This is a genomic window from Paenibacillus hubeiensis, assembly GCF_032334105.1.
Classification (GTDB): domain Bacteria; phylum Bacillota; class Bacilli; order Paenibacillales; family Paenibacillaceae; genus Paenibacillus; species Paenibacillus hubeiensis.
The window spans coordinates 1-22,759 of sequence record NZ_JAVYAE020000017.1 but is presented as its reverse complement, the minus strand read 5'-3'; the positions used below and the strand labels follow the sequence as shown (position 1 = coordinate 22,759).

At 51.1% G+C, this 22,759-nt stretch carries 17 protein-coding genes and 1 riboswitch; of the genes, 13 read left to right on the top strand and 4 right to left on the bottom strand.

Annotation, left to right across the window (positions count from 1 at the left end):
- Nucleotides 1-4: 4 nt before the first annotated feature.
- Nucleotides 5-1,210, bottom strand: coding sequence for a Ger(x)C family spore germination protein (locus tag RSX24_RS27755; RefSeq protein WP_343262385.1), 1,206 nt, complete (start codon nucleotides 1,208-1,210; stop codon nucleotides 5-7).
- A gap of 20 nt (nucleotides 1,211-1,230) precedes the next feature.
- On the bottom strand, nucleotides 1,231-2,748 hold the full coding sequence (locus RSX24_RS27750; RefSeq protein WP_343262384.1) for a spore germination protein: 1,518 nt from the start codon (nucleotides 2,746-2,748) through the stop codon (nucleotides 1,231-1,233).
- A 173-nt stretch (nucleotides 2,749-2,921) separates the two neighbouring features.
- Between RSX24_RS27750 and RSX24_RS27745 the strand changes: the two genes are divergently transcribed.
- The gene (locus RSX24_RS27745) at nucleotides 2,922-4,172 is read left to right on the top strand and encodes an MFS transporter (protein WP_343262383.1); all 1,251 of its coding nucleotides are present in this window, start codon (nucleotides 2,922-2,924) and stop codon (nucleotides 4,170-4,172) included.
- Nucleotides 4,173-4,231: 59 nt separating this feature from the next.
- On the opposite strand, the gene RSX24_RS27740 is transcribed toward RSX24_RS27745, so the two are convergent.
- The gene (locus RSX24_RS27740) at nucleotides 4,232-4,888 is read right to left on the bottom strand and encodes a DedA family protein (protein ID WP_343262382.1); all 657 of its coding nucleotides are present in this window, start codon (nucleotides 4,886-4,888) and stop codon (nucleotides 4,232-4,234) included.
- A 336-nt stretch (nucleotides 4,889-5,224) separates the two neighbouring features.
- Between RSX24_RS27740 and RSX24_RS27735 the strand changes: the two genes are divergently transcribed.
- The 6 genes from RSX24_RS27735 (at nucleotide 5,225) to RSX24_RS27710 (ending at nucleotide 14,031) form a co-directional block, all read left to right on the top strand.
- Nucleotides 5,225-6,433: a polysaccharide deacetylase family protein gene (locus tag RSX24_RS27735; protein WP_339276032.1), complete on the top strand. Its 1,209-nt coding sequence runs from the start codon at nucleotides 5,225-5,227 to the stop codon at nucleotides 6,431-6,433.
- 93 nt (nucleotides 6,434-6,526) lie between these two features.
- Nucleotides 6,527-7,519 (top strand): AAA family ATPase, encoded by a 993-nt coding sequence (locus RSX24_RS27730; RefSeq protein WP_339276034.1) that lies wholly within the window; start codon nucleotides 6,527-6,529, stop codon nucleotides 7,517-7,519.
- Nucleotides 7,516-8,832, top strand: coding sequence for a DUF58 domain-containing protein (locus RSX24_RS27725; RefSeq protein ID WP_343262381.1), 1,317 nt, complete (start codon nucleotides 7,516-7,518; stop codon nucleotides 8,830-8,832). Before RSX24_RS27730 ends, RSX24_RS27725 begins: the two co-directional genes overlap by 4 nt.
- Entirely contained in the window at nucleotides 8,819-11,146 is a 2,328-nt protein-coding gene (locus RSX24_RS27720) for a DUF4129 domain-containing transglutaminase family protein (RefSeq protein ID WP_343262380.1), read from the top strand. Before RSX24_RS27725 ends, RSX24_RS27720 begins: the two co-directional genes overlap by 14 nt.
- 435 nt (nucleotides 11,147-11,581) lie before the next feature.
- Nucleotides 11,582-13,120 carry a glutamine-hydrolyzing GMP synthase gene (gene guaA / locus RSX24_RS27715; protein ID WP_236420840.1) on the top strand — a complete coding sequence of 513 codons (1,539 nt, stop codon included), beginning with the start codon at nucleotides 11,582-11,584 and terminating at the stop codon, nucleotides 13,118-13,120.
- A 242-nt stretch (nucleotides 13,121-13,362) separates the two neighbouring features.
- Nucleotides 13,363-14,031: a hypothetical protein gene (locus RSX24_RS27710; RefSeq protein ID WP_343262379.1), complete on the top strand. Its 669-nt coding sequence runs from the start codon at nucleotides 13,363-13,365 to the stop codon at nucleotides 14,029-14,031.
- A 183-nt stretch (nucleotides 14,032-14,214) separates the two neighbouring features.
- Here the strand turns inward: RSX24_RS27710 and RSX24_RS27705 are convergent, their stop codons facing one another.
- Nucleotides 14,215-15,138 (bottom strand): ArsR/SmtB family transcription factor, encoded by a 924-nt coding sequence (locus RSX24_RS27705; RefSeq protein WP_236420842.1) that lies wholly within the window; start codon nucleotides 15,136-15,138, stop codon nucleotides 14,215-14,217.
- 327 nt (nucleotides 15,139-15,465) lie between these two features.
- On the opposite strand from RSX24_RS27705, the gene RSX24_RS27700 reads away from it, so the two are divergent.
- From RSX24_RS27700 to RSX24_RS27675, 6 genes are all read left to right on the top strand, one after another.
- Complete coding sequence (locus RSX24_RS27700) at nucleotides 15,466-16,449, top strand: glycoside hydrolase family 43 protein (protein ID WP_343262378.1); 984 nt, start codon at nucleotides 15,466-15,468, stop codon at nucleotides 16,447-16,449.
- 317 nt (nucleotides 16,450-16,766) lie between these two features.
- Nucleotides 16,767-17,981: an extracellular solute-binding protein gene (locus tag RSX24_RS27695; protein WP_438286899.1), complete on the top strand. Its 1,215-nt coding sequence runs from the start codon at nucleotides 16,767-16,769 to the stop codon at nucleotides 17,979-17,981.
- Nucleotides 17,982-18,093: 112 nt separating this feature from the next.
- Nucleotides 18,094-18,969 carry a carbohydrate ABC transporter permease gene (locus RSX24_RS27690; protein ID WP_236420845.1) on the top strand — a complete coding sequence of 292 codons (876 nt, stop codon included), beginning with the start codon at nucleotides 18,094-18,096 and terminating at the stop codon, nucleotides 18,967-18,969.
- A 45-nt stretch (nucleotides 18,970-19,014) separates the two neighbouring features.
- Nucleotides 19,015-19,860 (top strand): carbohydrate ABC transporter permease, encoded by an 846-nt coding sequence (locus tag RSX24_RS27685; RefSeq protein ID WP_236420846.1) that lies wholly within the window; start codon nucleotides 19,015-19,017, stop codon nucleotides 19,858-19,860.
- Nucleotides 19,861-20,027: 167 nt separating this feature from the next.
- Nucleotides 20,028-20,127: riboswitch (purine riboswitch) on the top strand.
- A 177-nt stretch (nucleotides 20,128-20,304) separates the two neighbouring features.
- The gene (locus tag RSX24_RS27680; protein ID WP_236420847.1) at nucleotides 20,305-21,681 is read left to right on the top strand and encodes an NCS2 family permease; all 1,377 of its coding nucleotides are present in this window, start codon (nucleotides 20,305-20,307) and stop codon (nucleotides 21,679-21,681) included.
- Nucleotides 21,682-21,873: 192 nt separating this feature from the next.
- Nucleotides 21,874-22,230: an aldo-keto reductase family protein gene (locus RSX24_RS27675; protein ID WP_343262377.1), complete on the top strand. Its 357-nt coding sequence runs from the start codon at nucleotides 21,874-21,876 to the stop codon at nucleotides 22,228-22,230.
- Nucleotides 22,231-22,759: the final 529 nt, after the last annotated feature.

Sequence of the window (22,759 nt, the reverse complement as noted above, 5' to 3'; positions counted from 1 at the left end):
TTTCTCAGTCCTTTATTTCGTTTTTGAACGAGTTATCCAAAGCACCTACGCGTTTGATTTGTACATTCGATTCGAATTTCACCTCAAGATTTTCGAAGTATTTGTCCCAATCCTTTTCGATTTTTTGAAAATATTTGGGATTGGCATGGTAAACTTCCTGGCCGAATCCAAAAATGTCCACGTGGTATTTTCGACGAACCGAATTGACCGAGGTTTGCATAAGCTCCACGAGGCTCTCCTGGGATTGCTTCTCCAATGCCCGAATGGCCGCCATGGCACCGATCGACATGCCGCAATCGACCGAAGCGATGGACGAAATCGTTTTGACCTTGATATGGATAACCGGTTCACCCCCGACAATTTTAGCTTTGCGTTTGGTCTTGGAGCGCAGCGTTTTCAACGTTACGACGCCCTGGCTCGACGGGCAATCGACATGGCCGACCGTTGCCACAACGTTGTCGCGGATGTAATTGTACCCTTTGGATTCTTCTTCCGTTAACCACCCAATCAGCTTATCCCCTTTGAAAATGCCTAGTCCTGTTGAACTTAGCCGCGCGGGTGATCGAATGAATGAAATATTATCCTTACTGCCGCTATTTTCGCTATTGCCTATAACCTCAATCCCCGTAATGACGGGTTGTATGCCCGGGGAAATCATGGAGTCCATGAGTTTATCCCCTGTTACCGTCGTGGTAGGAGCCCAGGTTTTGGCGGACACGTCCAGCGAGCTGAATATTTTTTCAGCCGGGATATTATCCAAAGGGGTCAGCAGATCGAGAACTTTGGTTGCGGTCGTGTTTCTTGCGATCAAAACGTAGTAATCCGGTCGCACGGACGGTTCACGCATCAAAGCCTCTGTGACATCGTAGATCCCCTGTTTTCGAGCGTACTCTTCTCCAAATACGAGTACACGTATGTGAGACATGAAAGTTTGCCTTGGACTTATCTCCGTAAGCTTCTGTATCGCTTCGAACAACGTTTTCGCAGTGGCTTGATATTGAGTCACAGGGGTACCTTTGGCACCGCCGGATTTGTTGGAAATTTCGTTCGGTACGACAACCTGAGCGCTGACCTTGATGAGCTCGCCTTCCATGTCGACGCCCAGCCCCAGCATAATGCCGAGTTCGTTGAGCTCCTGCCGATCCCAGCAGCCCGTGAGGAGAGGGAGCAGGACCACAAAGGAAAGAATCATACGCAAGCATTTGTTCATACGCCGATCTCCTGACTGAGTTATCGCTTCGTTGGTTTAGAAGATTCTCGTGTCACGTTTGACGTGCCTGTAGAAATAGGCCGGGTTTTCATACGGGACCAGGGAACACGAAAAATGGTATCCTTCAGGTCTTTCTGGACAAACGGCGCAAACGGGGACATGTACGGAACGCCAAATGAACGCAGGCTGCACAGATGGGTAACCGTAATAAGCAGCACGATCAGGATGCCGTAGAATCCGAAAGCTGCCGCGAACATCATCAGAACGAAGCGCAAAATGCGAACCGAGATCGATAACCCGTTCTCGGGAATAACGTAACTTGAAATCGCCGTGATGGACACGATGATGACCATGGCTGCCGAAACCACCCCTGCGTCTACGGCAGCCTGTCCGATTACGAGCGTACCTACGATGGATACGGCTTGCCCGACCGTCTTGGGGATGCGAATGCCGGCCTCGCGCAAAATTTCGTAGGTCAGCTCCATCAAAAGAGCCTCGATGAAAGCAGGGAAGGGAACCCCCTCACGTTGGGCAGCCAGGCTGATCAACAGATTGGTAGGCAGCATTTCCTGGTGGAAGGTCGAGATGGCAATGTAAAACGACGGTGCAAGCAAGGCGATAAAAAAAGCCAGATAACGAATCATGCGAATGAGCGTACTGATGTCCGCTCGCTGGTAATAATCTTCTGCCGATTGAAAGAAGTGCACAAACAAAGCAGGGACAAGCAGAACGAAGGGGGTCCCGTCGACAATGATGGCAACCCGGCCCTCGAGAAGAGCAGCCGATACGGTATCTGGACGCTCACTGTTATATAAGGTGGGAAATAGCGTCCTCGTTTTATCCTGAACCAATTCTTCGATATAACCGCCTTCCAGAATGCCGTCAATATCGATTTGATCGAGCCTGCTGCGCAGTTCTTTCACGACTTCCTGATCGACGGTATGCTCCAGGTAGAGGACGGCCACACGTGTTCTGGTCACCCGGCCAATCTCGCGTTCCTCGATCCATAGTTGCGGATCGCGGATTCGTTTGCGGATCAGGGCCGTGTTGGTACGCAGATTTTCCGTAAATCCCTCCATCGGTCCACGTACGACGGACTGGGAAATGGGTTCGCCGACAGAACGGTCTTCCCAGCCTGCGGCAGCGATTCTCAATCCGCGTGTGGACCCTTCCAACAGCAGGATGGCACTGCCTGCCAGCAGTGCTTTCAGAACGTCATCCATGCTATCGATGAACAAGACGGTGCTTGCGGTTAGCACGTCGTTCTGAAGATAAGTCAGATGTTCGTCATCCTTGGAAAATGAGGGCAGATCCCGCATTTGAAGCAGTGATTCCAGGATGGCGAGGTTAAGCACTTGCACATCCACAAGTCCATCGATGTATAGCAAGACGGAAGGCCATTTGTGCAAACTCTGCAATGGTCGGATCATTAAGTCGTTGCTGTGTCCCATGATGGTTTTGCAGTACTCCATATTTTCGCTCAAATTCCTGGAAATCGGGTGTGGGTCTTTTTCAGGGTTTTGCTTTGTGCCCCCCATTCCGTCCCTCCTCCCATACATCCTATATTTGCAAGTAGTATGACCGGGAATATTTCGAATTATGACAAAAAAAAGGATGAACGGCGTTGGTGGAGGAGGGGATTGCCTTAATTATTAATTTAGAATAATATCTAATTAGATAATTATCTATTTAATTTATTGAGGTGAAAAACATGTTGTTCCGCATTTCTGCAATTCGTCTGTTGCGGGATGAACCGATGTATCGGCGCCTGTTCTTGGCCGGATTGTTGACGGGAATAGGCGACCGGTTCTGTCAAGTGGCCATGCTTGCCATAATTATTCGGATCACAGGTTCAGGAGTTATGCTCGGGGGCGCCTTGGCACTGCGCGTACTGCCATTTTTATTGCTTGCTCCGGTCGGTGGTTGGCTGACGAAGTATTTTTCCCGCAGAAATATCATGCTGACCATCAATTGCATAAGGGTTCCCCTTGCTCTAGGGTACCTGCTGGTGCGTCAAGCAGAGGATTTGTGGATCCTCTATGTCGCAACGGCGCTGTTGGCTTGTGCAGAAGCTGTATATGCACCCGTACGCAAATCTGGAATTCCGCTGTTTGTTAGGTCGGAAAATTTACTAAGGGTTAATGCTTTGGAGCAGGTATTAAATGGTGTGGTATTGATCGTGGGCGCTCTTCTGGGCGGCATTGTCTCGACTGTTTTTGGCCCACAATCCGCCTTTGTGGCAAATGCAGCAGCATTCATGCTTGCATCAGGTTTGGTTCGCCGGCTGGATGATTCATCCGGATCAAAGCCAAATGAAGGCAGGGTATTGGAGGATACGAATGTTCAAAAAAGAAATGGCTCGACTTCCGCGATCTGGCCGTTGATCCGTATGTCGATTCCGCTGCAGGTCATTATTGGGTTTGAATTGCTGGTTCCCGTAATTAATGGCATCGACAACGTCCTTATCTCGGTTTATGCAATCCAAGTGTTTGGGCTTGGTGATTGGGGAGTGGGGATGTTCTATTCTTCACTTGGCTTGGGGCTGGTACTAAGCAGTTTGTGTTCTCGATATGTCAGAGGAAGGTTGCTTGCAGGGGTTGTCATATGTTTGCTCATTGAAGGAAGCCTGCTCATGGTGCTGAGCGGGGCCCCGGGTCCAATAAGCGCCGTCATCATCTATCTATCGCTCGCTTTCATGTCAGGAATTGGGAATATATGCCTGGACACATTGCTTATGATCAAAGTCCCGAAGAAACATAGGGGAGTGATCTACGGTGTGGTGACGGCATGGAGCGGCAGCGTGCTTGGGCTCTCCATGTTCGGTGCAGGTGTTTTGCTGGAAAGGATGGACCCGCGCCAATTGGGTTTTGCGGGGGGACTCGGGTTTGCCGTGCTCGCGCTATTTTTGAGTGCGTATGCATGGATCCGGGATCGCCGGGTTTTTGGCAGGAATGAAGCGTAACGAAAAGGAGCCCGCACAGCATCTGGCGGCTCCTTTTACGGAACGGCACACAGCGATGCCTATTCCGCGTTTTGTTTTTGTCTTTGGCTGACGGGAACGGATTTCCGCGCGAAGCGTTGCCCCAAAGCTTTGCGGTAACGGTAAAGCACGGCAGCGATCAGGACAAGACCGATGGCTGCGACAATATAAGCGGTGTACTGATGCGCCAGCTTGAATACGGCACTCCATCCAGGTCCGAACAATTTGCCGATGCCGAGGAAAAGGACGACCCAGAATAATGCACCAGTATATGCATAGAGAGCGAACTTACGGAAAGAGATGGCCGCTATGCCGGAGAAATAACCGGTAAAGTGGCGGACTCCCGGGATGAAATATCCGATAAAGATCAATCCGTTGCCGTATTTGGAAAACCATTTTTGCGTTTTATCCAACTTGTCGGGTTTAAGGAAAAACCATTTTCCGTATTTCATTATAAAAGGCAATCCGGCCTTTGCCCCGATAAAATACGTGATTGTCATACCGATGGTCGTGCCGAGAAACGCAAGGATGGCGAGTATGCCGAAATCAAGCTGCCCTTTGTAAGACAAATAACCGGCATAGGCCATCGTTGTTTCTCCCGGGAAGGGAAGGGCGACGAACTCGAGCAACAGACCGAAAAACAAGACGCTGTATCCGTAGGATCCAAATAATTGCTGGATCTTATCAAGCAATTCCAATAGAGTTCACTCTCCTGAGATTCATATGAATCATGCTGCGGGGCGATCAGGCAACGATGGTTAGCAATAACTATATTTCATGCTACCGAATCTGCCGGCGAGAATCAAATACAGCTGCCAGGCTGCTGAAAATAAGTTTCATTTTTACGTCTTTTTTAGAAGCAGCCTCCATATAATTCTAACAAATCTGCTGAAGTCTAGCAGTAAAATTTCAATAGAATGCTGGAGGTTGATTCGATAATGGCGCATAGATCAAAAGAGGCAAAGATTCAAGAAGCGCGATTTCTCTATAATGCAGTACTTCTACATAAATCGGAAAGGTCCGGGTGGCGCCGAATGTTCTTTCGGTTAGTCATGACAATATGCATGGTTGCCTTAGGCGGAACGATGGGCGCATCATTCGTTTCTGCGGCTAAAGACAGCGATAGGGATAAAGTCGTCTATCTGAGTTTTGACGATGGCCCAGGCAAACATACTCCCGAAGTGCTGGATATTTTACGAAAGGAGAACGTGCCTGCCACGTTTTTTGTATTGGGGGAACAAGCGGAGCTCCATCCGAAACAGATTCGCAGAATATTGAAAGAAGGACATGCCTTGGGCAATCATACGTATAATCATCGATATAACGAACTGTACCGCGATTTTCAAACGTTCTGGGCACAGATCAAGCGTACGGAGGAAGTGATTCATGACATCACGGGAATCCGTCCTGATCTGGTTCGGGCACCAGGCGGTACTTACGGGCATTTTGACCAGAACTATTTCGATTTGTTGAAAAGAGGCGGGTATACCGTTATGGACTGGAATGTCGATAGCGGGGATTCCAAACGCAAAAACGTACCTGCCAAGGAAATTTTGCGCAATGCCACCCATGTCACAGCCGGGACAAACTCGGTGGTTGTGCTGATGCATGACGGTGGGGCGCATGCCGAGACCGTAAAGGCGCTGCCAGGCATCATCCAATTTTATAGGGATCACGGCTATCGTTTTGACGTCATGAGTTCTTCCGATCAGGAGCCTGTGCAATTTCGCGTGCATCCTAGCGAAAAATACAAGTCTCGCCAAGCTCCGAGCAAAACCTGGATTGCGCAGCATGTTGATCCGAATCGCCAATTGTGGACGACAGCGAAGAAGGAATTGAAGGTAGAAATCGGATTACTGACCGCTGAGCTCGGCCAGGATGAATTCCGCATGAGCGATCGGCAGATTATGGTTCCTCTGCGGCACTTTTTGAAAACGATCGGAGGCACCGCGAGTTGGGATGCGAAGTCCAGAACGGCAACGGTGTTATGGAAGAATCGAATGGTTCAAGTGGACCCCTCGGGCGGATGGATGACGACCAAACGATGGCATGATTCGGAGGAGCGCGCCGTCCAGGCTAAAGTCGAAATCCATGGAGGCACGATCTGGGTGCCGCTGCGCGAACTGCTGGAGCAGATGGGAGCCTCGATCCATTCCACGCAATCAACGGCTTCGGAGTGGGTGATCAAGGCGAGCCCGCCGCTCACTTCCATAGCATATTGGCGGTTCTACGACGTGATCTGAAGAATCCGGTTTATCCTTTCTACTTCCGGGCAACAATGAATCATAGATTACTATGGTTCAGAAATGCCAGTGGCAAGAAAGGTGGGAGAGGGCATGTCAACGATCCGGATGGAACATGATCATGCGGTGGAACTGCTGAATAGGGTGATGAAACGGATTGAGCAAGTCATTATTGGGAAAAGGAAGGAAATCGGGTACATTCTGACCGCCATGCTTAGCGATGGCCATGTTCTTCTGGAGGATGTGCCCGGCACGGGGAAAACGATGCTTGTGCGTGCCGTAGCATCTTCGTTGGGCTGTTCCATGGGACGCATACAGTTCACCGCGGATGTCATGCCTGCCGACGTTACGGGAGTTTCCATCTATCATTCTGCGACCGGGGAGTTCCGCTTTCGTCCCGGCCCGGTGATGTCACACATCGTTTTGGCCGACGAAATTAACCGCGCGGCACCGCGAACGCAGTCCGCCCTTCTGGAGGCGATGGAGGAGCGCTGCGTTACCGTCGATGGTACAACTCATGCGCTTCCCCGACCTTTTTTGCTGCTCGCGACACAGAATCCGCTTCAGTTCGAAGGAACATATCGATTACCTGAAGCACAGCTGGACCGTTTCATGATGAGGATCGGTCTTGGTTATCCGGAGCCGGAGCAGGAAGTGGAGCTTTTGTCCAGGGAGCGGAGCAGGGAACGGGTGGAGGGAATGAAGCCCGTCCTGCTGGCCGAAGAGGTGGTTGCGATGCAGCGCGAGGTAAGGCATGTACACGTGGATGCCGTCATTAAGCAATATCTTGTTGCCGTGGCCGTAGCTACCCGAAGCCATGCCGCCGTCAGGCTTGGAATCAGTCCGCGAGGAACGCTGGCGTGGATGACCGCGGTACAGGCACATGCTTATTTGCACGGAAGAAGTTATGTCGTTCCGGACGACGTGAAGGCAATGGCCGTGCCCGTCCTCTCGCATCGCATCCAACTGAAATCGCAGAACAGGACCGACGGAAGCAACGCCCAAGAGCAGGTCATTCGCGATGTGCTTTCAACGGTTCCCGTTCCCGTTCAGATGGCGGCGCAAGGAAGGGGACGGCGGTCATGACCGGGATTGGAGGGCGGCTGGTTCATGCGATGCTGGCAACTGCGTTGGTTGCCTTATATGTATGGCATGGCGGGAGATCGACTCTTTTTCTGGCTGCGATGGCGGTCATCATGTGGGTATATGGACTGCTGCTTCACATGCTTGGGCCACGTCGCATCCGTATTCGCAGGCATCTCCATTCCGACCGGATTGCCGTGGGGGACGTTGTCAGGGTGCGGGTTGAATTGGCATTCGATTGTCCCATCCCCCTGTTATGGATCGTTGTTTCTGACAATACGCCTGCCGGCATGCATCGAAAATGGTTCTTCCCTGGTATGAAAAGACATTTTTCATACGAGTATGAACTAAACGGGCTTCGCAGAGGGGTTCACTCATGGTCCCCCGGACGGCTTTACTGGGGCGATGCGTTCGGCTGGAACACGGCTTCTTCTGTAACGAAAGGAAGCGAACCGATCGTGGTTACGCCTGCGGTTGGAGACGGGACGGAGATTGAAGCAGGCAGCGGCTGGGCCGGTTCGGAAGATGGAACGGCGCACGATCCCCATACTACGGATAGCAGCGGTTTCGAGCTCCGCGAGTATCGGGAAGGCGATCCCCTCAGCCGGATTCATTGGAAAAGCTCGGCCAGAACAGGCAAACTGCATACATTCCTGCCGGAAACTTCGCCATGCGCTTCACTAGCTGTGCTTTTATATGAAGGAAGGACGGGATATCAGGCCCAAAACCGTGATCAGCACGATCATCCAGGGTTCGAACGGGCGGTGCAAATGGCTGCGCGCCGAATCCACGATGCCGACATGGGCCATATCCCGTTAAGGCTGTGGCTGGAGGGGAAGGAGCCCGGCATAGACGATGGTGATCGGCCATTCCCAAGGCACGCGGAGAGCGCTGAAGACAGTCTGGAACGCGCTTTGTACAGATTGGCCCATGCTCGCCTGGGTCGTTCGCCTGCCGGCCCTGACAGGCTGGAAACAAGGATGCTGGAAGACTTGCCTCAAGGTTCGGACATTGTTGTGTTTGCCGGCAAACCGGACCAAGCTCTTGTCGAATGGATTCATAGGGCGGCCGATGACGGATTTCGCGTGGAGCTGCATCTGACCGAGCACATGGCGGGAAACGTTTCTATTGGGCCGAATGAAGGTATCCGGGAAGTGAAACCAGGCCATGCAGACCCGTTAAAAGAAAATGCGAAATCCACCGAAACCTGGCTGGAACAGCTTAGGCTGTGCGGCGTTCGTATTGTTGCCGGGCCTGCCGTCAGCGGCAGCTTGTCTTTACCGGGAAAGGCGGTGGTCGTCGATGTGGGTGCGTGAACGAAAGAGCTCTGTTCTGCCATCATTCCCGGTTGGGGAGGTCGCTTGGCAAACGACCGGGGCCCGTCCGGAGCTTCCGATGGTCGCCTCGATCCTCTGGGCGTTCAGGCTGCCGATATCCGCTCTGGTGTTGATCCTTTCCATGGAGTGGATTCATCCGGTCACCTCCTCCGGACAGGAGGGGAGCGAGCGTTTTTTGAGCGTCATGTTCGGCATGTCGGCCGTGCTTCTCATGATGGGTTTGCTGCGTACGAGCTTGATGACGGGCATCGTGCTGCGAATTCCGGTTGTGCTGGTCTCGTTATCCCTGATGTATGGAGGGAATCACCCTGCAGAATGGGCATGGTCATATCCGGCAACGCTGAATGCGGATTTGGGCGCATGGATGGGAAGCGGCCGATTTAGCGCGATGAGCACGGAAACGAAAGGTTTGCTCATGCTCTGTGGATGGAGCATGCTGCTGGCTTCCGTGCAGTATCTCGTTTTGATGCGACGCAGCGTCATGCTGTTTGGCATGGGCACGATGCTGTATTTGCTATTGCTCGAAGCATTGGTGGGGTTCGATGCCTTTGGTTCCATCGTGCGGTCCGTCTTATGGTTGTTGAGCATTCAAGGTTTGCTGCAATTTTTGCGCATTACCGGCGGAGGGGGGACATACCGCCGGCGGGCCAGAACATACGGTGCATGGTGCGGCATAGCGATGGGGTCCGCAGCGTTTCTTATCCTGGTATCAACGCTTCCCATCCAGTTGGGAACGGTGGCTCCGGCCGAACGGATCTCCTTGAGCCGAATGGCCGAAAGCCTGGCCAAATGGGCAGGATATGCTCAATCGGGAAGCATTCCTGCCTCCTTGTCCGTCACCGGATATGGTACGGTGGATGCACCGATGGGCGCGCCGTTAACCCAAGGAGAAGAGATTGTGTTCACGGCTCGAAGCCCTAAGGCAACCTATTGGCGGGGGGAGACCCGTTCCTTTTATAACGGAAATTCCTGGAGCGATGCGGAGCAGCGCTTCAAGCATGCCGATCCCTCAGGTCTGCTGCGGGTTGATGGCTGGGAAAATCAGGCTTACTGGACCCGTATTCGGCAAACGATCACCATGCAGCGGGAGTGGCGGGGGTCGAGCCCGCTTTTTACGGGAGGTGTTCCGGTTCGTTTTACCTTTCTGGATCGCAACAGCGGGCACGAACCGAGTGGCCGGGAATTGCTCTCTAATGAAGATACAGGAACGTTATGGCTGGCAGGGGCTGCCGGAAGTGCGGGCGGAGTGCAGGCATATACGGTGGATGTCATGATACCATCCGCTGCACCGGAACAGCTTCGGTCGCTTGCCGCCATGCCTGGGAGCGGCGATCCTGCGCCAGTTCGCAGAACGTATCTTCAACTGCCGGACACGCTTCCGCAGCGCGTGCGTGACCTTGCATCCGACATCGTTCGGGAAAGCGAGACCCGGTATGATGCCGTTCAGGCGGTGAAAACGTATCTCGGTCAGCATGCGTCATACACGCTGGATACCCGCATGCCTCCGCGTGGAACGGATTTCGTAGACGATTTCCTGTTCGTGACTCATGCCGGGTATTGCAACCATTTCTCTACGGCGATGGTTGTGCTGCTGCGTGCGGAAGGTATTCCCGCGCGGTGGGTGAAAGGTTTTGCCCCCGGAGAACCGGATCCGCAGGTTCCGGATCGTTATGTTATCACCCAGGGGGATGCCCATTCCTGGGTGGAGGTGTATTTTCCCGGCGCGGGCTGGATTCCGTTTGAAGCAACGCCGGGATTCGGGCCGGCGCCAGGCGCTGATGCGGGCGCTGCGGCGGCCGCCGGGCAGCAGCCCGGCGAGGTTGCCCCGCCGCCGCAGGAGCATGGCGGCGGCATGGGCAGTGCGGGCGCGTGGCTGCACGCACGCGCCCGGGAGCTTGCCGCGGACCCGTGGCCCGCGGCAGCCCTTGCGGCAGCGGCGCTGCTGCTCGCCGCCGGCGCGTTCCGCATGCGGCGGCTTCGCCCCGCGCTGCGGCTGTGGCTGCTGCTGGCGTGGCCGCGCAGCAGCTTTCCGGACCGCGAGCGGCTGCTGCGCGCCGCCGCTCCGGTCTGGGCCGCGCTCGCGCGCCGGTACGGCCCGCGGCCGGAGGGCATGACGCTGCGGGAGTATGCAGCGTCTGCCCCCGTGGCCGCGGGCGCGGACAGCGCGGACGTCGCGCGGTTCGCAGCCGACTGGGAGCGGCTGCTGTACGGGCCTGAGCGTCCGCTGCGCGCGGACAGCCTCGATTTCCTGCGCCGGGCGCTGCGCCTGGCCCGGCACCACCGGGCCTCCTGACGGGCAGGCGGCGCCAACCCGCCCCGGCCGCTCACATAGACCAAGCCGATCTCAGGCACACGTGGGGTCGGATGCGTAACACCTTAGGGGCGAAAGAGAGTTCGTGGTGTTTGTCACAGTCGTGAGCGTATATATGGTAAAACCGCAGCCTTAAGCGGTATTTGCGCTTTGCTGCCGAGTTCAGTTGAAGATTAGGTTTCTGGACGCCTTGTGTCGCGTTTTGGCGCGAATGGGGCGTTTTTCCACGCAAGGATGAACAGGAGGAAGGACAAGCGTGTCCATCGCAAAAATGTCCTTATCCAGTGGAGGTTTGTCCGTCCTGACGTTGCACGGCATACATACGCAAAAATGTCGAATAAAGGAGCTTCTCCTTTCCTTGACGGTATGTTTTGTCGTTGCGTATAATTAGTTTCATTAATTGAGGGAGGCACGGTAATGAACAAGCAAAATGAAATTGTGGTTGTCCTTGACTTCGGGGGCCAGTACAACCAATTGATCGCCAGAAGAATCCGGGATCTGGGCGTGTACAGCGAGCTTTTGCCGTACAACACACCGGCTGAGAAAATTGCGGAATTGTCGCCGAAAGGGATCGTATTCTCCGGAGGTCCATCCAGCGTGTACGCAGAGAATGCGCCGCACGTCGATCCGGCCGTTTACGATCTGGGACTTCCGATCTTCGGGATCTGCTACGGCATGCAGCTTATGGCGCAGCAGCTCGAAGGTAAAGTGGAGCGCGCCGAGAAACGCGAGTATGGTAAAGCAGACCTGGCATTTGCTCCGGGCGCTGCCCTGGCTAAAGGCATCGAAGGCGAGCACACGGTATGGATGAGCCATGGAGACCACGTCGTTACGCTTCCTCCAGGATTCAAACTGGATGCAGGTACGGAAAGTGCGCCAATCGCGGCGATGAGCAATGACGAGCGCAAATTGTATGCAGTCCAGTTCCACCCGGAAGTACAGCACTCCGTGCGCGGTAATGAAATGATTCGCAACTTCCTGTACGAAATTTGCGGTTGCGAAGGCAACTGGAGCATGGAAACGTTCATCGAGGATACCGTTAACGATATTCGCGAAAAAGTGGGCGACGGCAAAGTGCTCTGCGCGCTCAGCGGCGGCGTGGATTCTTCCGTTGTAGCTGCGTTGATCCACAGAGCGATCGGCGACCAACTGACATGTATGTTCATCGATCACGGTTTGCTGCGCAAAGGCGAAGCCGAAAGCGTTATGGAGACCTTTGTTGGCAAGTTTGACATGAAAGTGGTCAAAATCGACGCACAGGAACGTTTCCTGTCCAAATTGGCGGGCGTTGACGATCCGGAACAAAAACGCAAAATCATCGGTAACGAATTCATCTACGTCTTTGACGAAGAGTCCAAAAAATTCGATGATTTCGAATTCCTGGCTCAAGGTACGCTGTACACGGATATCGTAGAGAGCGGCACGGCTACGGCTCAAACGATCAAGTCTCACCATAACGTGGGCGGTTTGCCTGAAGACATGAACTTCAAATTGATTGAGCCATTGAGCGCTCTGTTCAAGGACGAAGTTCGCAAAGTGGGAACAGAATGCGGTCTGCCGGACGAAATCGTATGGCGTCAGCCGTTCCCGGGCCCGGGTCTTGCGATCCGCGTGCTTGGCGAAGTTACGGAAGAAAAGCTGAAAATCGTACGGGATTCCGATTACATCCTGCGTGAAGAAATCATTAAGGCCGGACTGGGCCGCGAAATCTGGCAGTACTTTACGGCGCTGCCTAACATGAAGAGCGTTGGCGTTATGGGTGACGCACGTACGTATTCCTACACCGTAGGTATTCGTGCGGTGACTTCCATCGACGGCATGACGGCGGACTGGGCACGTATCCCTTGGGACGTGCTGGAGAAAATCTCCGTGCGCATCGTCAACGAAGTGGACAACGTCAACCGAATCGTGTATGACGTAACGTCCAAGCCGCCAGCAACGATCGAGTGGGAATAGGTCATTAACTATTCATGTTGTTAAGTTCGGGACAAGCCCTGGTGCTCCAGGGCTTGTTTCATGGACTAACATCGTTATTTCAGCCATAACGGCAACAATAAAGCGAAAAAGACTCTCTTTTATCTGCGTAATTTCAGCAGGATCGAAGGGAGTTTTTTTATTTTACTTTCAGATCCATTTAAGGTGGGGCATGTACACTAAGTACATCAACAACGAAAGTTGCTGAAAGGGGAACGACTCATATGAAGAACAAAAACAAAATGAACAAATGGACGATGGGTTTAAGCAGCGCAATGTTAGTGGTTATGTTGGCAGGCTGCGGAACGGCGGCACAAAATACAGAAACGGCATCAACGGACATATCGGCGACTGCGGCAGGGGCGTCTGCGGCGGACAGTTCCATCGGAGCAGAGCAGACCTCGGAAGCGAGCGAGGGACAAACCGGACAAGAGGCGGCAACGGAGGTTCCAGGAACCATGCTGATGGGTAAAATCAAGTCCATCGATGGTCAAGCCATCACGTTGTACAAGTCTTCCCAGCAGCCCGGCGAAGGCGGCCCGATGAATGAGGGAAAACAACCGCCTCAAGATGCACAGTCAGGAAACGCTCCGGCAGAAGGCGAAGAACCGCCAGCGGCGCCGGAAGGTGGGGAGGGACAAGGACTACCCCCGGGTGAGATGAACACGGAGGGTATGTTCACCGATGAGACGGTTGAAGTTGCCTTGACCGATTCGACAAAAATCGTTTCGATGACACAGGGAGAACAGGGCGGAACCGAAAGTGAGATCAGCCCCGCCGATCTGAAGGAAGGGGACATCGTGAATGTCACCTTGGATGGAGACACCTGGAATGCTTTGGAGGTTCGAGTCGGCGGCGGATTCAGCGGGGGAATGCAGCCACCGGGTGCCTGATGGAAGATATTGCTCTGCAAGAAGGAAGTCCAAACTTAAGGAACATGATTTTTCCTAGGTATGTTATGTTTAACTAACTGAGCCTAATCAACCAGCAAAGGCCCTGACCACCGTTCTTGACGGAGGCAGGGCCTTGTGTGATTAATTAATGCGGTTTCTATATCATCTATTTCCCAAGAAGTATTACTCCGGTTTTTCCTCTTGCTGCGTGTAATACAGGCGGAAAATGATGTCCTGATTATGATTGCCGAAGCCTTGTCCGAAGAGGGTGACGCCGCCGATATGCTCGGCATCTTCCTTAACGGCGATGCGCAAGGACCAATAGCTGTTGCGTATACCGATATCGTCGATGCTCACGTCGGATAATTTGACGCCATCCATAAAGGTGCCTTCTTTTTTGATGATCAAATGTTTCAGCAGCCCGTACTGGTTGACGCTTTCGAACCACCATGGCGGGTTCAGCTTGCCTTTGCCTCCGAAATCCCCAGGGCTAGTCCACATGCCCACTTCGACCCCGTTCACGATAAACGTAATGTCCGAAGGCCAGTTATTGTTGGTCAGCGGGGCCTCCGAGGAAATTTCCATCGAAATTTCAAGCTCCTCCGGATTTTCATCCCCCATCAAATAATTCGGGATCTTGTATTCGATATAACCTTGGCCGAACCACAGGATTTTGGCTTTGAGCCGATCCGGGTCCAGGAAGTAGCGCGGATCGTCAAAGATGCCGATGATGGAATCCCGCGTGCATATGCCGCAAGTGGGTTTGATCTGCAAATCGGTGAAGTGGCCGACCGAAATTTCGGTTTTGCGGATCTCCCGCGGAATGACGTCTTTGGTCGGGAATGCGATTTCAAGAGTATCCATGTTAAGGGAGCAAACCTTTTGCGCGGCTCCTCCTTTGCCGGGGGCCATCGCTGACTCGACGACGCCGGCCTTTTCGAGTTTCTTGATATGCATGGTCATGATGGCGCTGCTGAGGCCGAGAGCTTCGGCCAGTTCTTTTATATTCATCGATTTTTTGGACAGCAGGTGCACGATTTGGATGCGCACGTTGCTGGAGAGTGCTTCAAAAATATGCAGGTTTTTTTCGTTCAGGTCGATTTTCAATGTTATTCCTCCGAACAGAAATGAACTATTAACATTATTGTGAATGTTAAACGTAGAATTTAATAATATCGGATTTCGAAAGCAATCACAAGAAAAGTTGAACGGTCTCTTTAAAGAAATATACCAAATATGTTGAAAAAAAACAAAAATTAATCAGAATGATTCGGAAAAATGTAAACAAATTCAAATCATTGGAGAGATTTTACCGTTAAGGCAATTGACACATCTTAGGATTGTATTTTAGTATTTAAGTGAATTAATCAATGTAAATGTGAATTAATAAACAAAAATGTGAATGGGTCTATTCACAGAACAGGGGATGACACGATGAGTACCGTACCGACAGAAACATCGTTTATTAATCCGATTATACCGCAGAGAGCCGATCCATGGGTATACAAACATACCGACGGATATTATTATTTTACCGGCTCCGTGCCGGAATACGACCGGATTGAAGTGAGGAGAGCCCGCACGATTCAGGAATTGGGCGAGGCCGAGCCTGTTGTGGCATGGCGCAAGTATGACAAAGGGCCGATGAGTGCCAACATTTGGGCGCCGGAAATCCATTTCGTGCAAGGCAAATGGTATATCTATTTTGCTGCAGCCCGCACCACAGAAACGGTTGAAGGCCTCTTCGACCATCGCATGTTCGTGTTGGAAAACGCCTCGGCCAATCCGCTTGAAGGCGAATGGGTCGAGAAGGGACAGATCAAAACCAAATGGGAAAGCTTTGCCCTTGATGCCACTTCATTTGAGCATAAAGGCGTGCAATATCTTGTATGGGCACAGAAGGACCCTGACATTGTCGGGAATTCCAATCTGTACATCGCTTCCATGGAAAACCCGTGGACCCTTGGTTCGGAACAAGTGATGATTGCCGAGCCGACGCATGATTGGGAAAAGATTGGCTTTCTGGTGAATGAGGGAGCAGCGGTATTGAAGCGCAACGGAAAGATATTCATTGCGTTCTCTGCGAGCGCGACCGATCACAATTATTGCATGGGACTTCTTTATGCCGACGAGGACAGCGATCTTCTGGCGGCGGAAAGCTGGGTCAAGCTTCCGGAGCCCGTGTTCCAGACGAACGAGGAAGTGGGGCAATACGGACCGGGGCACAACAGTTTTACCGTATCCCCGGATGGAAGCCAGGATATTATCGTTTATCACGCACGCAACTACAAAGAGATCGAGGGCGATCCGCTGTATGATCCGAATCGGCATGCCCGCGCTCAAGTATTCGGGTGGGACGATGCAGGTTTCCCCGTATTCGGCATTCCTGTGCCGGACGGCCGTTCTTTTGAAGTGTAACGACAAACACAGCAAGATTTATTCCAGTAAAGTGGAACAAAGTGGTTGACAATGAAAGCGCTATGAATTACGATAAATTCATAAAAACATTAATCATTAATTTAAAGATTAATGTTTGGGTGGTCGGAGGGAGCACTCCTAGGCAAGCTTCCTCCATCCAGTTTCCAACGATAATGCAGGGTTATGTTTCAAGGGATTCCGATTGGATACACGCCCTGCCATATTCGTATGATATTTGAATGCGTTTACAGTTAAACATTTGGGATTGATCATTCTAGGGGGGTTCTTGTGTGAAACGTAAAAAAGGTTTAGTATCCATGGCATTTGTCTTGTTAATGGCTGTTGTGCTCGCAGGCTGCGGCTCGAACGACAAAAATACGATTACGTTCTGGACGCCATTGACGGGTGAAGATGGAGCGTACATGGATCAACTGGTCAAAGAATATAATGCCACCGAACCGGAAATCAAAGTAAAACATGTAGTCACTTCTGACATGTACACGAAACTGTCCACTGTAATCAACTCCGGCAAAGGTATTCCGGATCTGACAATTATCCACGCTGACCGCGTGCCTGGATACGTTAAGCAAAACGTACTGGAACCGATGACGAACGTGCTTGCCGGACAGCCGGAGATCAAGGAAGAAAATTACTTGCCGCAAGCTTGGTCCACGGGTAACATCGATGGCACGCAATATACCGTTCCTCTCGATATTCATAGCAACGTCATGTATTACAACAAAGACTTGTTGAAGAAATACGGCGTCGAATCTTTCCTGGACGACAACGTTGTGACCATCGACGAAATGCTTTCCCTGCAAGGGAAGCTGGATGAGGGCGACTATGTCGTCAATGATGCCCTGTTTGGTTGGGTTGTTCTGGGCCAATTGCAGAACGTCGGCGGAGACGTACAGAAAGACGGTAAACCTTCGATCAATACACCGGAAATGAAACAGGTTTACGAAAGCATCAAGAAAGTTGCCGATGCCGGCCTGATGACCCCATTCGGCGAAGATGGGTACTTGATGTTCCAATCCGGCAACGTACTGTTCTCTACGGACGGCACATGGAGCTCCACGGCGCATGCGGCCGTTGAAGGTTTGAACTTTGGTGTAACGAATGTGTACTCAACGACTGCCGATAAGTTTACGAACCGTTCTTCTTCCCACTTGTTCGCCATGATGAAGAATGAAGCAAGAACCGATGAGAAAGAGCAAGGCATCGGCAAGTTCCTGGAGTTCATCCGTCAGAATTCGATGGAGTGGGCGAAAGCCGGACAGACCGTAGCAAGTAAACAGGTCATTGAGAATCCCGAATACAAAAACTACATGCAATCGTTCTTCACATCTAACGATAAAGAAATCGAATCCCTTTACATTTACACGTATGAGTATTATCCATATATTGCAGAAGTCGTGGATAAATATTCCGTAGACATCGTTCGAGGCAATGTCGACCTCGATGAAACGCTGCAGACGATGCAAAAGGAAGTTGAAGACAAGATCGCGCAAGGCAGCAGCGGAGCCCAATGATGCCGGAACGACACAAATGGATGTGTGATGCGCACCCCGCCATTTAATTGCATTAAAAGCAATGTGCCACCTGGTTGGCGCATTGCTTTTCCCAAAGGAGAAATGAAAGGATATGAATAAACGATCTTTTGCACCGTTTCTGTTCGTTGGCCCTCACTTGATCCTGTTCCTGATGTTCATTTTGCTGCCGACGATTTACGGTATTTATGCTTCTTTCACGAAATGGAACCTGATCAACGATCCGGTATGGGTTGGATTGGATAACTATAAAACCATTTTATTCGATACCGAGTCCTCTTTCCACTTCCAGTTTTATAACGGTTTGAAGAACACATTGATCTTTGTGGTGTTAAGTGTGCCGCCTCTCATTATCATTCCGCTTCTGGTTGCGGTTGCCCTTGAGCATAAGAAGGTCAAGTTCAAAGGTTTCATGCAGGCCATTATCTACATTCCGGGTCTGATCTCCATTTCGGCGGCGGCCCTGATCTGGTCCCTTATTTTCAACAAGCAGTTGGGTATTACCGGGAATGTGTTCGGATCGGAAATATCCTGGGCGGCGAATCAGCCTTATGCATGGATTATTATTATCGTGATTTCAGTCTGGGGTGCCGTTGGTGGAAACATGATTATTTATCGTGCCTCAATCAATGGCGTTCCGGGTGATTTGTACGAGGCCGCCGAGATGGACGGTGCAGGGCCTGTGCGCAGATTTTTCAGCATTACGCTCCCTTCCATTCGTTTTCCGCTGATTTTCACGTTTGTCATGACGACAGCAGGGGCGTTTAACGTCTTCGGACAGCCTTTGATGATGACTAAAGGTGGACCGCAGCAGAGCACTCACGTGCTGATGATGTACATTCGGCAGCTGGCCTTTGGCTCCGGCGAATCGGTAGCCGGGATGGCTTCCGCGATGGCCGTGTTGCTTGGTTTGGTCATTCTGGTGATCTCCGCGCTGCAGTATTACGTGATGAACCGGAATGCCAATTAGATTGGCGGAATCGAACGTGGATAGGGAAGGAGCAGGTACAATACAATGGCGAAAAAAATAAGCATATCCAAATATATATCGTATCTCTTTTTGATCAGTATTTGCATCGTATGGGCTGTGCCCGTCATTTTCGGCATCACAACATCATTTCGTTCGCAGTCAGAGGTCGTATCGGCAGGTTTTAGTCTGCTTCCTAAAGAGTGGGACTTCGGCAACTATCTTGCCGTCTTGCAGAACACTTCAACCGCACCGATATTAAGATGGCTGGTGAACTCGCTTGTCATTGCCATTTCGCATACGGCGCTGGTCGTTTTGATCATTTCCCTTACGGGTTACGGTTATACGCGTCTCAAGTTTAAGGGAAGAGATGCCCTCTTCTTCACGCTGCTCGGCATTTCGTTTTTCCCTGGTGTCGTCAATCTGATTCCTTCATATAAAGTGATCGAAGCGCTGGGCTGGGTTAATACCGCCTGGGCGATGATCATCCCGGGGCTTGCGGGTATGGGGAATATCTTCCTCGTTCGTCAGTTCATGAAAGGCATTCCGCATGAATTGGACGAATCCGCCAAAGTGGATGGAGCAGGTGAGTTCAGAATTTACTATTCCATTATTTTGCCGCTCGTGAAACCGGTACTGATCGTCTGTGGTCTGTTCTCGTTTATCGGGTCTTGGAACGACTTCCTCTGGCCTGTTATCGTGTACACGGATGTCGAAAAAATGCCGATCACGGCAGGATTGCTGCTGCTGCAGGATATCTACGGAAACTACCGGATGATCGGACAATTGATGGGGTCTGCGATTTTGGCCATCATTCCGACATTGCTTCTGTTTATTTTTGCCCAAAAATATTTCCTTCAATCCATTAACCTCAATTCCGGGATTAAAGGGTAATGAAGCGATAACATTCATGCTTGGCTGTCGTGATTTACGGCAGCCTTTTTGGTGTTCTGTTCATATTTTTTGCTTGAACACGAACATTTGGTTTCGGTTTCAGTTTTAACATTCGTTTTTGTCATTGACAAATAGGGGACACCGCTTCTAAAATAGTGATGGAAAACAAACAAATCGCGCATACTGTTCGTATAATCCCGGGAATGGGCTCGGGAGTCTCTACGAGATCACCCTAATGATCCTGCTACGAAGAGGAGAAGATGCGGCACCATGAATTCTGCATGCAATGCGTTACCATGCGCACATGGGAATTCTTTTTTGTCTCTTCATTAGAAGAGGAGTGCCGGTCTGACCAATCGGAACCCTGGGTGCTTAATCATATGCTCAGGGTCATTTGTCGTTTTCGAAATGGCTTCATTTACTCTAAGGAGGAGTTAGTAAAACATGGATCGGTTCTTTAAATTAAAAGAAAACGGAACGACCGTCAGAACGGAGGTTGTTGCGGGACTTACCACATTCATGACGATGGCGTACATCCTGTTCGTCAATACGTTGTTCCTTGGACAAGCTGGTGCCGGCATGTCGGACAATGCGGTATTTTTTGCGACTGCCGTCGGGGCGGGTTTGATGACCATTATTATGGGGCTGTTCGTTAACATCCCGATCGCGCTTGCGCCGGGTATGGGGCTGAATGCGTACTTCATGACTGTGGTTCTCAGTTCAAATGGAGCGATTACCTGGCAGGCTGCACTCGGTGCCGTCTTTATCTCGGGTATCGTATTCATTATTCTCACTGTGACACGCATTCGCCAGATGCTGCTTGTTGCCGTGCCGCAAACGTTGAAGATTGCCATCACGGTCGGTATCGGTCTTTTCATTACAATTGTTGGTTTCAAATTGGCCAACCTGGTTGCAGTGACGGTAAACGTTGCGCCGGATGCTGACCTGAGCAAGCCTATTCCGGGCAGCAGTTTCAATTTGTCGCTGGGTAACTTCATCACGCATCATGATGCGCTGCTGGCATTGATCGGTCTTTTGCTGATTGCCGTATTAATGGTTATGCGGGTCAAAGGTGCGCTGCTCATCGGTATCGTGGCTACTACGCTGATCGGTATCCCGATGGGGGTGACCAACCTTGATGGTTTGTCCACTGCCAGCTGGTTGCCTAACTTCAGTGATCTGGCAGTGGGTCAGCTTGATCTGAAAGGCGCGATTAGCCTTGGACTGTTTGAGATCATTTTCATTTTTACATTTGTAGAACTGTTTGACACGTTCGGGACGATGGTGGGTACCGCGACACGGATGGGCATCATGAAAGACAAGAAAAAAGGCGAGAAAACGATCGGTAAAGCGATGCTCGTTGATGCTGTCGGTGTCAGCGCGGGTGCTGCGCTGGGGACGAGCACGATTACGGCGTTCGTGGAAAGTGCTTCGGGCGTAGAGGCTGGTGGGCGTACAGGCCTTACCTCGGTAACGACAGGTCTGTTGTTTATTCTTTCCTTGTTCATCGCGCCTCTTGCGCTGGTCGTACCGTCCGCTGCAACGGCTCCTGCCCTGATTATCGTGGGTGTGCTGATGATGAGCCAAGTGCGCGAAATTGAGTGGAATGATTTTCTGCAGGCGTTTCCGGCATTTCTGACCATCGTACTCATGCCTTTCACGGGCGGGATTGCGAACGGGATCTCGGCGGGGATTGTATCCTATGTCGTATTGGCAGTGTTCGGTAACCTGGTTACCGAACGCAAGGTGAAGATTCACTGGTTAATGTGGATATTAGCGATCATTGTGATTTGTCGCTTTGTATTTATGGGCGGGGAATAAAGATAATGAATTGAAGAAAGCGGAAGCGTCCGGGTGACCCGGGCTTTCGCTTTTTTTTGTTGCTTTGCAGCTTAATGCAGGATGTGCAGCGAGGAACTAAGCGCGGGGTTAGAGCCAGAGACACTTTGGGAGGTCATGACGAAATAGTATCTTCTATATAATAAGTAGGCATTTTCAGTAAGGAGGCAAAGTATGAGTTACGATTTGATGGTATTTGATACGAAAGCTGCCCCGCAGAGCAGAGAGGGATTTCTCGCATGGTATGATAAACAAACAGAGTGGAGCGAAGGTCATACATACAAAGATATCACTGTAAGTGCTGAACGACTTCAGCGTTTTTATGAAGATATGGTTCAAGTATTTCCGTCCATGGATGTGGATGACGAAACGTTTGAAGCGATGGAGGAGGAAGGGACGGACAATCGTTTAACCGAATACTCGATCGGCAGGCATATCATATATGTGGCATTTGCCTGGTCGAGGCAGAAGAGGCATATGAGACAGTGCGAGCGCTGGCAGCCAAACACCAAATCGGCTTTTTTGATGTAAGTGCTCGGAGGGGGGGCATTATCAGGCTGTAGTTTGGGGAATGGCATAACAGTACGTAGAAGCTGTGTTTCTTGAGCGTTTGGATAGAAGGGAACTTTTGCGTCACTTTCATTACAGAGAAGGGGCAGGACAATCGGCATTGGTTTGATAATTAGGTTTGAGCTAAGGGGACATCTGATAAAAAGTTTAAAAAAACACTTGCATAATATTTATGTACATGGTATATTCTAATTCCGGCCAAGAAAACACCGAGAAATATGGTGCGGCAAGCAAAGCAAATAAGCTTCGAAAAAAGAAACTTAAAAAAATGCTTGCAAAGTTGGTTCGGATGTGATAAGATATAAGAGTTGCTAAGGACAACAACCTAGTAACGAAAACGAAGTTTGATCTTTGAAAACTGAACAACGAGTGAGTAATGCGAGGGTTTTTGGTACATGTCGTATGACTGTATAAAAACCGGAGCGACATTGAGATATTTTATCTCGTCAGATTCAAAATGAGCTAATCGCTCTTTTCAATACCTCAGATG